This is a genomic window from Microcystis sp. M079S1, assembly GCF_020246425.1.
Taxonomy (GTDB): Bacteria; Cyanobacteriota; Cyanobacteriia; order Cyanobacteriales; family Microcystaceae; genus Microcystis; species Microcystis aeruginosa.
Genome location: NZ_JADBSZ010000040.1, coordinates 1 through 12,158 on the forward strand (window position 1 = coordinate 1; position 12,158 = coordinate 12,158).

Consider the following 12,158-nt stretch of genomic DNA (forward strand, 5'->3'; position numbering starts at 1 on the left):
GAGTTAGTATCCATAGTCTAGGAATATTTTCTGCTAATAAGGGTTGTTGATGACGGTGAGCTTCTCTTTGTAATTGTTCCCGCACAGTCAACAGTTTAGATAAACAAGCGAGAATTCCCTCAATCGTGACAGGATTGCGATAGGGTTCCAATAGACAAGGGGTTTGAGCTAATTTGCCCAATAGGCCTAATTCGGGCGGTATTTTGGGGGAAGTCGGTCGAAAATACACATCGATTTCTTGAGTTTCTGCCGTCACATCAAGGCTGGTTTTCACGTCACCGGAAGAAGCAAGAAAAGTTTCGAGGTAATCTTTACTAAATTTATCCCAAAGAAAGCGAGTCAAGGCTTAGGTGATTAAATCAATGATGAGGGTTATTTTATCATCTTCAAAGCCTGATTAGGAAAATTGGCAGCATTGCAGCTTTAGTTACAGATTTTTCCTAGTTTTTGCGCTACAAATGAAAGGTTAATCAGCAAAAAACGCGCTCGACGAATGAAACCGCAAATCATCGTCTGTGGATTAGGTCGCACGGGTTATAAAATCTTTTGTTTACTCAAACAACAATCTGCGGCAGTAGTAGCGATTAGCGATCGCCAAATGGTCTGCGAATACCAGTCTGATATTATTATCGGCGATCCCTGCTCTCCTAAAACTCTCCTGCAAGCTGGCCTTCCAGATGCAGAAACCCTAGTTTTGGCCATCGATAACGACGCACTCAATCTGGAAATTCTCACCCGCGCCAGGATAATTAACCCGAAAATTCGGATAGTTAACCGACTATTTAACGAAACTTTAGGAGAAAGACTCGATCAAACCCTCCCTGCTCACGTTAGCATGAGCGTTGCTTCCCTAGCGGCTCCGATCTTTTCCTTTGCTGCCCTTGGTAATAAAGCTATCGGTCAATTACAGCTATTCGATCGCCTTTGGCCAATTCAAGAGATAATTATCGAGGAAAATCATCCTTGGTGGGGATTACCCCTCTACGAACTTTGGGACGATCCGGCCCGGATGTTAATCTATTATCTCCCCGCTCACGACGAAATCGATCTGGTTTCAGCAGTTCTTTTAGGCAAAAAACTCGCAACTGGCGATCATCTGATTATCGGCAATAAACCGACAATTAAGGCAAAACAGCGTTTTAAACTGCAAAAGTGGCTGAGAAATCTGCTCAATCTTCGTCCCTATCAGCACTATGTCCAACCGGTAATTCTTGTCACCCTTTCCCTCTTGGGGATGATTTCCCTTGCTACCATTACCTATCTCAGCGTTAATCAAAAAATTTCCCTTGTCGATTCCCTCTATTTCTCTGTCGGGATGATTACCGGTGCCGGAGGTAACGAAAAAGTGGCCGAATCTACCCCCGATAGTATCAAAATTTTTACCGTGGTCATGATGATTGTCGGTGCGGGGGTTATCGGTATCTGTTATGCTCTCCTTAACGATTTTATTCTCGGTAGTCGCTTTAAGCAGTTTTGGGATGCTACCCGCATTCCCGTCCGCAATCATCACATTATCTGTGGTTTAGGAGGTATCGGCACCCGGATCGTGCGACAATTGCACGAGCAAGGCTGTGAAGTGGTGGTGATCGAATCGGACCCCAATAATCGATTTTTGCATTCCGTGCGCTCCTGGGGAATCCCCGTCATCATCGAGGATGCGCGTCTAGTGGCTACCCTAGAAACGGCTAATATTAACAACGCCGAATCTTTGATCGTGGTTACTTACGAGGATATGATTAATGTGGAGATTGCCCTCACTGCTAAAGCGATCGCTCCTAAAATTAATCTAGTTTTACGCTGCTCTCAGGAACAATTCGGGCGATCGATTCAAGAGGTTTTTGATTTTGATACGGTATTATGTCCCCGGGATCTAGCTACCTATTCCTTCGCTGCGGCCGCTTTGGGCGGTAGAATTCTCGGTAATGGCATGACCGATGATCTCCTCTGGGTTGCTTTGGCCACATTAATCACACCTAATCATCCTTTTATGGGGCAAATTATCAAGGAAGCGGCGATGAATGCCGATTTTGTGCCACTTTACCTAGAAAAACAGGGTCAAACTATCCACGGTTGGCAATTACTGGAAATTACTCTCGATCAAGGTGATATTCTTTATCTAACTATGCCGGCTATGCGTTTACAACAGGTTTGGCAAAATACTTCCCTAACTATTCCCCAATCTTTCCCCGATTTAAAATGATTTCTGGTCTTAATTATCTGAGCAAAGCTAGTTATCGCTGTATCTTGAGTTTAGGCAGTGCCGGCAGTATTTTAAGTCTCGCTAGTGCCAGCAGCATTTTAAGTCTGGTTAGTATCGGCAGTATGCTCAGTATTGGCAGTGTCGGCAGTATTCTCAGTATTGGCAGTGTTGGCAGTATTCTCAGTATCGGCAGTGTCGGCAGTATATTTGGCATCTTTCAATATCATTCTCTGCCTAACTATCCTGAGTAGTTCTAATGAACTACTCCTCACCGCTTCTTTGTCGATGGCGGTTTTATAAGTTTAAACTGTGGGGCGATCGCTTTTTATCAAAATAGAATAGAAAGGTTATTAATCGGATTAAGCGATTTATGAAACTGCGGCAAAACTAACACGACGATAAATTTCTAGCAAGGGAAGTTCAACGTTTAAACTCTCCAGAGGGATTATTTGACTAAGTTGATCGTAGGTTTGTAGTTGCCAGCGATCGCTCTGTGCGAGTCTGAGATATTGCTCAATGTAGGGTTCAGTTTGACTAACGAGCAGGTATTCACAAAAACTTGACAGGGAACGATATTTTCTAAATTTATCACCTCGATCATCTGCTTCTGTGGCGGGGGAAAGCACCTCTACAATAAATAAAGGATTAAGAATTTCGTCTTTGCGATCGCCGTTAAATTCCGGTTCATGGTTAACAACCATGAGATCGGTATAGGTTCCACAATTATATTCAGGAATCCACAGCCGCAGATCGCTGTTATAGAGACGAAAATCCCTATCTCTCAATAAAAATCCCAAAAAAACCGAGATATTGATCGCAATTGCGCTGTGGGTTGCGGTTCCTCCAGGCATAAGAATCATTTCTCCATGGCAATATTCATAACGTTCCTGAGAAGTTTCAGCGATCGCCCGATATGCTTCCAAAGTGACAGGGGTTTTGGTGACTGTCGCAATAGTTGGTTTTTCTTGAGCGATAATCATCTTTGTCTTTCTCCGATATTCTATTAATTAATTTTATGGTTATTTTTTAGGGATTGTGGGGAAGCGATCGCTTTTTATCAAAATAGAATTAGAACGGCGATCGCAGTTTTTCTGAGGTGAGAGAGAAAAATTTTTTAAGAGCAAACTATCGTTAATTTGATTGTATGTACTATAATTGAGTCGTTAAATTTAACCAAAATACTATACTGTCCTCATCGAGGTTATTGTTTATGAAATCAGAGTATGATCTCGCTAATATGAAAAGTCGTCCTAATCCTTTTGCTCAACAACTCAAGCGGCAGGTCACTTTACCTTTAAGGATTGATGTCATTGATTTCTTTGAAAAAAAAGCAAAAGAAAAAGGAATTTCTTATCAGGAACTAATTGATTTATATCTTCAGGATTGTGTGACAAACGACCGAGAAATTTCTTTTTAGCGATCGCTTTTTATGAAAACAAAATAGAAAAAGCGATCGCATTGTGAGCATCAGTTAATAAAACAATAAAGTTCGGGGTCAGGTATTCAGGTTTGCTAATTGTTCCTGAATATTAGCTTGAGTAGAGAGTTTTTCGGATTTTTCCCATAGAGCGTTAAAGATACTTTTATCTGTCTCGACAACTCTTGTTTGATAGGAAATATAACCTGTTTCTGTTTGACCATTCATAGTTCTTCTCGCTGTAAAAGAATTTCTTGGAACAGATAAGTTTTCGCTAATCAATAGGTTAGTATCATCCCAACGATAGCCTTCAACATCTTTGGCTTTTTCCTGACAAATCCAAGCAACTTCTATGCCAGAGTTAAGTTGTTCCTGAATCACCTGTAAATGCTTTGGAGTCGGAACTTCAGGAAGAATAAAGACTCGTTGAATAGAAATCTCCCTTTTGATTAGTTCTTCGTTAACTTCCCAGAATTTTTGACCAAGGGGATTATCCCACCAGATGGAATCTGTCATGGAGTGAATAGCCAAGATTCGAGATTGACTTTTAGGATCAATGTGTTTGAGTAGTTGACCAACCTTTTCTAAACGGGATTCGCCGCTAATTTCAATGTTAATTTCAGGCATAATTGTGTTAGTCAAAATTGTGCCATCAAGGAGGGTTAGATTATTTTCATCTAATTTAACATCGGTCAAGTTAGCTCCCGTTAAATTAGCTTTGCTCAAATTGGCTCTTGTTAAATCAGCTTTGCTCAAATTGGCATGACTTAAATCGGCTCCTGTTAAATCAGCATTAGTTAAATTAACCCTCGAAAGATTAGCCTGACTGAAGTTACATCCCATCAATTTTGCATCGGAAAGATTGGCCTCACCATCCATTAAATTGACTTGGCTGAAATTCAGTCCATGAAAATCTCGTCGGCCAATTTTGTACAAATATGTCAATTCTTTCGTGCTATGAATATCGGGGTGATATTCATCGGGTGCATAAACGGCAATCATCGCTTTGACGTAGGCGAAAAAATAAGCCTTGAGAATATTTTCATGGGTGTGGATGGTAATAACTTCTTTACCATCATACTCGACCATCACCTTGACAGTTACGTCTCCTTGTTGACCTTTTTTTAAGTTGGCCAAATAGACAGATTTAAGGTCATGTTTAATTTCAACTAAATGAGCTATAGCCTCATTAAAAGCAGTAAAAAGTGCATCTACTGAACCTTTTTTAAAGGCTGATTCAGTGTAACGCTCTTGGGTTTTTGTATTACATAGAATAACTGTCGCAGCAGTTAAATTGTTATTAGCACAAAGAATTTCAAAGTTCTCAATTTTCCAGCCTTGAAAAAGCAAAAGATTATCTTCAAAGAATAAGTTTTGTTGAGGCTCGTTTTCTAAAAGCTGGTTGAGTTTTACTTTTTCATTTTCCATTGCCGCTTTACCGAGATTTTTGAGAGTTCTTTCGATAGATGCCGGCGAGGTATCTTCCCCTAAAAACTGTAAGAATAAGGAAGGAGAACCCACAAAAGGATACCCACTGGCAATGAATTCTCGATCTCTGATGGTGATAATACCTGCTAGGCTATACTTTCTGGCAATCTCAACTTGAATTGCCGTTTTTAAGTTAACGTTGGGATATTTTTCTAGGTCAATGTCTTTCAAGTTAACTTGACCGACGTTAATCTTACTCAGAAGTTCAATGATCGAACGATTGGCATCTTCTCTAGATTTCAGATTTTTGATATTATGCCAAATGTTGATTAATCCTATTTCGCCGATGTAAGGATTAATTTTTCCCTCTAAAACAAGTCCCATAACCCTAGTAGCTTCCCTGTTAAGAGTCGTCTTATTTCGTAATAAAAACTCTTCAATTAGATCAGCATCAATTAAGACTTTCGGAGCTTGAGAATTGTTATCTTTTGATTGGAATACCTCTAAGTTATCCAGAAAAAAATCAATACCTATTGGAGTCAAAACTTTTTGGGTAGCCGCTTTATGCAGACTAAGCTTAATTTCGTACTGCACAAAATCATCAGATTCGTTTTCGAGATTATTTCTCAAATCCCAAAGTTTTTTAATAAGTTGAGGCTCAGGATATTCTCCCAATTTCCTTATGATTTCAGCACGGATATCGCTATCCTGTTCCTTTTCTAGTTGAGCTAACAAATCATTAATAATGTCAGCAAGGAGACTGACCGATGTTGGTATCTCGCACAATAACTCTGTGTTTTCCATTTCATTGTCTAGTTGAGCTAACAGATCATTAATAATGTCAGCACGGGGACTGGCCGATGTTGTTGCCTCACACAATAACTCTGTGTTTTCCATTTTTAAATCAATCTCCTTGATTGGTGGTATTCTGATCAACAATAATTGGGTCTGAAGCAGAAGGCTCCTCTAATTGCGAATTTTCAGCATAGCGTGTTGGCAAAACTTTTACTGATTCATCGTCATTAATGTCAACAAAATAGTCTTTTTTAAAGAGAACTCTTCTTAAAGAAGTAATTCCCACCCGCTCATCTAACTCAAGGTAATCCTTAAGATGGGATCCTAGGTTTTTGTTGAAATCCGCGTTTAGATTTTTTGGGCTATGATTGAACATTTCAGCCAAATCATCGGCGGAATAAAGCCCTGTAGCCGCCCGATAAAATATCTCCTTATATTTATCAGATAAGGGTTCGATTTCTTTCAATAAAGCTTCTAGCTTGGGTATATCCAAACCACAGTTTCTTGCCTGCTTTTGGGCATCGCATAGTGATGGGGGAGTTGTTCGTTCCATAGTACTCTCCTTGGGTTAGATGCGACCCTCGTTGGGTTGGAGGGACTTTCGATCGATCTTAAGGTAGTCAACATAGCTGTATTTGTAGTCACCGATACTTTTTCAAAGTGTATTGCAATAATAACCGTAAAGTTATATTGCTTCTGCGATAGTCCCATAAAACCAAAAGAGAAATCAACCAATAATTATTGCCCAAATCCTCCCTTATATCGCCAATTCTCGACAGGGAATTCTATCCTCCAGAATCATCGTAGCCATTTCATAGGTAAAAATCTCTAAGTGTCCCCATTCAGGAGCTTTAAAAAAAATTTTTTCGCCCACCTCAACGACTCGCTCCCGCCTTTGTCCTATCAAGTCAAAGTTATTTTTGAGAATAGCTGTTTTTTCTGTGCTGTTTACATATACACAGTTGATAATTGCTTGATTAACAGTTGCATTCGACATACCATTCCGCTCCATTTCTGCAATACGGGATGAACCTTATGTATGTAAGATAATCCAAAATTCTGGAATTGAAAACCAATAATTATTGCAAAGTTAAACCAACAATTATTGCATCTTTTAGCCAACAGATATTGCAAAGTTAAACCAATAATTGTTGGGTCTTTAAACTAATAATTGTTGCAAAGTTAAACCAATAATTGTTACAAATTTAAAGCCTAAAAAAGTATCAAAATTACAACTTTTATTGGGTGACATAGAATAATCTTGCTTGATATAAAAGAGGTGTATCACTATTCTAAAAACGTTATGCTACCTAATGACAAAGTTAATCTCAAAAAGACGCTTGCTTTACTCTTGATTCTAGCTGGAGTGTCTGTACCGTTATATGCAGGACGGTTGCCAGAAACAATTCATCCGATGACTATTGCGAATCTATATGTTCATGTAGGACTAAAATTGATCGATAGCGAAAAAAAAGGAGACTAACTGATGGTTAACATAGACAAGGGGCTTAAGTCCCTTGTTATCAATAGGTGACAGTTTAAATCTCAAATAGAATTGCTATATGTATGGTGGGCAATGCCCACCATCTGTTATTATGAGGGGTAGATAGGGTCTTCCTAAAAACTAATCAAGGATTCAAAATACGTTCGCGGTGGTAGGGTTGCTTAAAAATGTTAGAATCTATACAAAAAACACAATCTCCTTTAGCTTTGGCCCCTCCGTTGGCAGCTGCCATTAAACGAGGCGAAGAAGCGAAGAAGCGGTTCCTATCTAAGCAAGGCGGAACCTTAACCAGCGCTGAGGTTTGTAGTGTTTTAGCCTGTAGTTCTTTGGAATTAGAAACTATGAGGCTCAATCATCAGGTCTTAGGTTTATCTGTCAACGAAGAATTAGTTTATCCCGCTTGGCAATTTATTGATGGCAAAGTTTTGTCTGGTTTAGACCAAGTGTTAGCCGTTTTAAAAGAAGACGGTGCTTGGACACAAATGCTCTTTCTGCTTACGGGTGATATTCGTTTAGAGGGAGCAACCCCGCTAGAAAAACTCCAAAAGGGAGAAATCGAGCCAGTGGTTTGGGCCGCTAAGTGCTACGGGAGTCATAGCGCGGCGTAATGGGTTTGCCTCCTTTTCCCCTCCCACCAGACGATTTTAGTCAGCGTCAATTGCCCGTCATTGAAACCCCAGGCCCCTGGCTAAGATTAAATAAAACCGGACACCTTTCTAGTCTTCATTTTGACCGCAGTGGTAGCGGTCGTTTCGATGGGCCAAATCAGGGCTATGGGCTTCTCTATGTGGGTGATGAGTACAGTACCTTTATTGAATGTTTTGGACGAACATTTGACGGAGCCGTAACCGTTACAGCCCTAAGAAATAGAAATCTTTTTAGAATTAGAAGCGATCGCACTTTAGTGTTGGCCGACTTAACGGGGCCGGCCCTTGTTCGCATAGGAATAGATGCCCGCATTTCTTCTGGTGATTATGAATATTGTCGGACTTGGGGGCAGGCAATTTGGGAACATCCCCAAGGAGTAGATGGGATTAGATACCGTTCTCGTCATGATGATAGTGTCTATTCCGTTGGGCTTTTTGATCGGGTTAGAAACCATTTGCAAGAAGACAACTTAGGTAATTTATACGATGATAATTCATCCTGTTTAGGTGAAATTTTGGAGCATTATGATTATGCTCTTATTCAAGAATAAGTATCTTTTTGCAATAGGTGCATCTCATTTTTGTCAATCTACCAATTGGGATTTTTACGGGGAAACTCTCTTTTAAAATCGGGCATTACTTCCGATTTTATCACTCAATCCAAGCCTTTGGGGGGTTCTACCCCCCAAACCCCCCGTTGGGGGCGTGGCGCCGCCCCCAAACCCCCCGCGCATTAGCTTTTCGGTGGGATGCTTACACGCGATTGTTCATATTTTTGTACCAATTTAAGAGTCACTGATAAGTGCTGATTGTCGGTATTTCTGCAAATGTGAGATGCACCCTTTGCAATTAGACGCAATCTCCCCTATTCAGAACGGCCAAGTGTTAGGGAATTTTCTGTTAAGTTAATAGCAGCCCACTCGTCGCAAAACTTCACTGATCACTGATTACTGATCACTGATTACTGATCACTGATCCTCTTGCCCTATTTTGGTAAAATCAACTATAATGGGGAGAAGTTAATCTTTGCCAAGCTTGAGCAGAGTTAAACTAATCCCTCAGTGAGCAAGCAATTGAATCCTATGCTTAAAATTGCCCTTTTTGGAACCAGTGCCGATCCTCCCACTGCCGGTCATCAAGCCATACTAAAATGGTTATCGGAACAGTACGATATCGTTGCGGTTTGGGCTGCCGATAATCCCTTTAAAAATCATCAAACCAGTCTCGAACATCGTCTGAGGATGTTAAATTTGCTCATCCGGGATATTCAACCCCCAAGGGATAATATACAACTGCGACGAGAATTAAGCGATCGACGTAGCTTAATTAGTGTGGAAAAAGCGCAAGCAATTTGGGGAGAACAGGAGGAATATACCCTAGTCATTGGTTCCGATTTAGCTGGACAAATTAGGCACTGGTATCGCAGCCAAGAATTACTAGAAAAAGTCAAAATTCTCGTGATTCCTCGTCCAGGATATCCTATTAACCAAGATGATATTGAACAACTGCAAACATTAGGGGGTGATTGTCTAATTGCCGATGTATTTGCTCCGGCTGTATCCTCAACAGATTATCGAGAAAAAGGCGATAAACAGGCTGTTCCTGCACCGATTAAAGATTATATCGAAGGTCAAAAACTTTACGCATGAAACCGCCAAAGACCCTAGCTAATAAATCTCTAGCTGATTTTAAAGTCGGAGTTGATAACGTGATCTTTTCCGTTGATACCCAATTAAATCGGCTGCTGGTGCTTCTGATTAAAAGACGGGAAGAACCTTTTAGTAATTACTGGAGTTTACCCGGAACTTTAGTGAGAAATGGGGAATCACTTGAAACGGCAGCCTATCGAATTTTAGCCGAGAAAATTAGCGTCAATAATCTCTATCTGGAACAGTTATATACTTTTGGCAGTCCAGAGGGAGATTCCCCGGCAGCGGCCGAGAGTTTTAGGGAACGTTATCTATCGGTGAGTTACTTCGCTTTAGTGCGGTTTGAGGAAGCAAAGTTAATCACTGAACGGGATTATAATATCACTTGGTATATGATTGATAAAGTGCCAGATTTAGCCTTTAATCACGGTCAAATTTTGGAATATGGCTGGCAAAGATTACGCAATAAAGTAGAATATAGTCCCGTCGCTTTTGAGGTTTTACCAGAATTATTTACTTTAAATGATCTTTATCAATTTTATGAGACAATTTTAGGTAAAAATTTTAGTGATTATTCTAACTTCAGAAATCGGCTGTTGAAATTAGGATTTCTCAAAGATATGGGTTTAAAAGTCTCGCGTGGTGCCGGTCGTCCGGCTAGTTTATATCGCTTTGATGAAAAAGCTTTTGCTCCCTTTAAAGAGCAACCGTTAGTTTTTGTTTAAATAGGAAAAAATATGAGAATTGCTATCGCTCAATTAAATCCCATTGTTGGAGATATCGAAGGAAATGCCCAAAGAATTTTAGAGGCCGCTCAAACGGCATTTAATCAGGGAACAGAATTACTTTTAACCCCAGAATTATCCCTCTGTGGTTATCCTCCCAGAGACTTATTATTAAATCTGGGTTTTGTCGAGAAAATGTCTCAACAATTGCAATTATTGTCCCAACAATTACCAGAAAAGTTAGCCGTCTTAGTCGGTTTTGTGGAAAAAAATCCCTCGGCAACGGTCAGAGGAGAAAAGCCGCTATTCAATAGCATAGCTTTGTTAAAAAGTCAAGAAATTAAACAAATTTTTACTAAACGTTTATTGCCTACCTACGATGTTTTTGATGAGGATCGTTACTTTGCTTCTGGGAAAGAAAGTCAATATTTTCAACTAACAGAAAATAATGTAAAAATCGGTGTAACTATCTGTGAAGATGTTTGGAATGATGAACAATTTTGGGGTCAACGTCAATACGCAGTTAATCCCATCGCCGATTTAGCTAATTTAGGAGTGGATTTAATCGTTAATCTTTCCGCTTCTCCCTACAGTGTCGGTAAGCAAAAATTGCGAGAATCTTTATTATCCCATAGTGCCACTAGATATAATTTACCTATAGTTTATGTCAATCAAGTGGGAGGTAATGATGATTTAATTTTTGATGGTGACAGCGTGGCTTTTAACAGACAAGGAGAAGTGATTTATCGCGCCCAAGCATTTACTTCTAGCCTAGAATTGATCGAGTTTAATCAGGATTTGTTACCTGCGGTTATTCATCCTTTACCTGTCAATGAAGATGAGGAAATTTATCGAGCTTTAGTCTTAGGAGTGCGAGATTATGTGCAGAAATGCGGTTTTAAACGGGTAATTTTCGGCTTGAGTGGTGGCATTGATTCCAGTTTAGTTGCCGCTATTGCCAGCGACGCATTAGGTAAAGAAAATGTTCTCGCTGTGATGATGCCTTCTCCCTATAGTTCCGACCATTCCATTAGCGATGCAGTGGCTTTAGTTAATAATTTAGGTATCAAAAGTGAGAAGTTAGCAATTCAAGAAATTATGACCGCTTATGATCAACTTTTAGAGGGTCTTTTCGCTGGGACTGATTTCGGTATTGCCGAAGAAAATCTTCAGTCACGCATTCGCGGTAATTTATTAATGGCTCTCTCTAATAAATTCGGACATTTACTATTATCCACTGGCAATAAATCAGAAATGGCGGTGGGATATTGCACCCTTTACGGTGATATGAATGGTGGTTTAGCAGTGATTGCTGATGTGCCGAAAACCCGCGTTTATTCCCTCTGTCGCTGGTTAAATCGGCACGGGGAAATTATTCCCCTCAATGTGATTAATAAAGCTCCTAGTGCTGAATTAAAACCCAATCAGAAGGATCAAGATTCTTTACCTCCCTACGAGATTTTAGATGCTATTTTAGCACTATTAATCGATCGCCATCAATCCGCCGAACAAATTATCGCCGCCGGCTTTGAGGCTGAAATTGTGCAGAAAGTGATTAAATTAGTTAAAAATGCCGAATTTAAGCGCAAACAAGCCCCTCCTGGTCTAAAAATTAGCGATCGCGCTTTTGGCACCGGTTGGCGAATGCCTATCGCTAGTCGCTGGGGTTAGGGGGGTTATCAGTTATCAGTTATCAGTTATCAGTTATCAGTTATCAGTTATCAGTTATCAGTTATCAGTTATCAGTTATCAGTTATCAGTTATCAGTTATCAGTTATCAGTTATCAGTTATC

General features: G+C 40.0%; 12 protein-coding genes and 1 pseudogene. 8 read left to right on the top strand and 5 right to left on the bottom strand.

The annotated features are described in order from the left end of the window. Positions 1 to 343 (bottom strand): annotated as a pseudogene (locus IM456_RS02280) (DUF4351 domain-containing protein); the annotation flags it as partial. 150 nt (positions 344 to 493) lie between these two features. Here IM456_RS02280 and IM456_RS02285 point away from each other — a divergent pair. Both IM456_RS02285 and IM456_RS02290 read left to right on the top strand, forming a co-directional pair. Then, a complete protein-coding gene (locus tag IM456_RS02285; RefSeq protein WP_272103848.1) occupies positions 494 to 2,200 on the top strand; it encodes a potassium channel family protein in 1,707 nt (568 codons plus the stop codon). After that, the gene (locus IM456_RS02290) at positions 2,197 to 2,451 is read left to right on the top strand and encodes a hypothetical protein (RefSeq protein WP_002776534.1); all 255 of its coding nucleotides are present in this window, start codon (positions 2,197 to 2,199) and stop codon (positions 2,449 to 2,451) included. Before IM456_RS02285 ends, IM456_RS02290 begins: the two co-directional genes overlap by 4 nt. Positions 2,452 to 2,568: 117 nt before the next feature. Here IM456_RS02290 and IM456_RS02295 read toward each other — a convergent pair whose 3' ends face one another. After that, positions 2,569 to 3,180, bottom strand: a complete 612-nt coding sequence (locus IM456_RS02295) for a Uma2 family endonuclease (protein WP_287694266.1) — start codon at positions 3,178 to 3,180, stop codon at positions 2,569 to 2,571. Positions 3,181 to 3,410: 230 nt separating this feature from the next. On the opposite strand from IM456_RS02295, the gene IM456_RS02300 reads away from it, so the two are divergent. Beyond that, positions 3,411 to 3,617, top strand: a complete 207-nt coding sequence (locus IM456_RS02300) for a UPF0223 family protein (RefSeq protein ID WP_002740011.1) — start codon at positions 3,411 to 3,413, stop codon at positions 3,615 to 3,617. A 78-nt stretch (positions 3,618 to 3,695) separates the two neighbouring features. Here the strand turns inward: IM456_RS02300 and IM456_RS02305 are convergent, their stop codons facing one another. The 3 genes from IM456_RS02305 to IM456_RS02315 all read right to left on the bottom strand — a co-directional run bounded on the left by IM456_RS02305 (position 3,696) and on the right by IM456_RS02315 (position 6,837). Next, positions 3,696 to 5,849 (bottom strand): pentapeptide repeat-containing protein, encoded by a 2,154-nt coding sequence (locus IM456_RS02305; protein WP_287694271.1) that lies wholly within the window; start codon positions 5,847 to 5,849, stop codon positions 3,696 to 3,698. Between the two features lie 100 nt (positions 5,850 to 5,949). Then, positions 5,950 to 6,393 (bottom strand): hypothetical protein, encoded by a 444-nt coding sequence (locus IM456_RS02310; protein ID WP_079210194.1) that lies wholly within the window; start codon positions 6,391 to 6,393, stop codon positions 5,950 to 5,952. 204 nt (positions 6,394 to 6,597) lie between these two features. Then, complete coding sequence (locus IM456_RS02315) at positions 6,598 to 6,837, bottom strand: DUF1830 domain-containing protein (protein ID WP_045362431.1); 240 nt, start codon at positions 6,835 to 6,837, stop codon at positions 6,598 to 6,600. A gap of 674 nt (positions 6,838 to 7,511) precedes the next feature. On the opposite strand from IM456_RS02315, the gene IM456_RS02320 reads away from it, so the two are divergent. From IM456_RS02320 to IM456_RS02340, 5 genes are all read left to right on the top strand, one after another. Further along, positions 7,512 to 7,952: a hypothetical protein gene (locus tag IM456_RS02320; RefSeq protein ID WP_287694261.1), complete on the top strand. Its 441-nt coding sequence runs from the start codon at positions 7,512 to 7,514 to the stop codon at positions 7,950 to 7,952. Continuing rightward, the gene (locus IM456_RS02325; RefSeq protein ID WP_012266366.1) at positions 7,952 to 8,542 is read left to right on the top strand and encodes an RES family NAD+ phosphorylase; all 591 of its coding nucleotides are present in this window, start codon (positions 7,952 to 7,954) and stop codon (positions 8,540 to 8,542) included. Before IM456_RS02320 ends, IM456_RS02325 begins: the two co-directional genes overlap by 1 nt. 531 nt (positions 8,543 to 9,073) lie before the next feature. Further along, positions 9,074 to 9,640 (top strand): nicotinate-nucleotide adenylyltransferase, encoded by a 567-nt coding sequence (locus tag IM456_RS02330; protein WP_002743664.1) that lies wholly within the window; start codon positions 9,074 to 9,076, stop codon positions 9,638 to 9,640. Continuing rightward, positions 9,637 to 10,365 (top strand): NUDIX hydrolase, encoded by a 729-nt coding sequence (locus IM456_RS02335; RefSeq protein ID WP_287694258.1) that lies wholly within the window; start codon positions 9,637 to 9,639, stop codon positions 10,363 to 10,365. Before IM456_RS02330 ends, IM456_RS02335 begins: the two co-directional genes overlap by 4 nt. Before the next feature lie 12 nt (positions 10,366 to 10,377). Further along, entirely contained in the window at positions 10,378 to 12,036 is a 1,659-nt protein-coding gene (locus IM456_RS02340; protein WP_287694255.1) for an NAD+ synthase, read from the top strand. The last annotated feature ends 122 nt before the right edge of the window (positions 12,037 to 12,158 follow it).

Coding starts and splice junctions, on each gene's coding strand:
- IM456_RS02310 (WP_079210194.1), bottom strand. CDS start 6,393: ATGGAACGAACAACTCCCCCATCACTATGCGATGCCCAAAAGCAGGCA.
- IM456_RS02335 (WP_287694258.1), top strand. CDS start 9,637: ATGAAACCGCCAAAGACCCTAGCTAATAAATCTCTAGCTGATTTTAAA.
- IM456_RS02330 (WP_002743664.1), top strand. CDS start 9,074: ATGCTTAAAATTGCCCTTTTTGGAACCAGTGCCGATCCTCCCACTGCC.
- IM456_RS02285 (WP_272103848.1), top strand. CDS start 494: ATGAAACCGCAAATCATCGTCTGTGGATTAGGTCGCACGGGTTATAAA.
- IM456_RS02305 (WP_287694271.1), bottom strand. CDS start 5,849: ATGGAAAACACAGAGTTATTGTGCGAGATACCAACATCGGTCAGTCTC.
- IM456_RS02315 (WP_045362431.1), bottom strand. CDS start 6,837: ATGTCGAATGCAACTGTTAATCAAGCAATTATCAACTGTGTATATGTA.
- IM456_RS02295 (WP_287694266.1), bottom strand. CDS start 3,180: ATGATTATCGCTCAAGAAAAACCAACTATTGCGACAGTCACCAAAACC.
- IM456_RS02290 (WP_002776534.1), top strand. CDS start 2,197: ATGATTTCTGGTCTTAATTATCTGAGCAAAGCTAGTTATCGCTGTATC.
- IM456_RS02340 (WP_287694255.1), top strand. CDS start 10,378: ATGAGAATTGCTATCGCTCAATTAAATCCCATTGTTGGAGATATCGAA.
- IM456_RS02325 (WP_012266366.1), top strand. CDS start 7,952: ATGGGTTTGCCTCCTTTTCCCCTCCCACCAGACGATTTTAGTCAGCGT.
- IM456_RS02320 (WP_287694261.1), top strand. CDS start 7,512: ATGTTAGAATCTATACAAAAAACACAATCTCCTTTAGCTTTGGCCCCT.
- IM456_RS02300 (WP_002740011.1), top strand. CDS start 3,411: ATGAAATCAGAGTATGATCTCGCTAATATGAAAAGTCGTCCTAATCCT.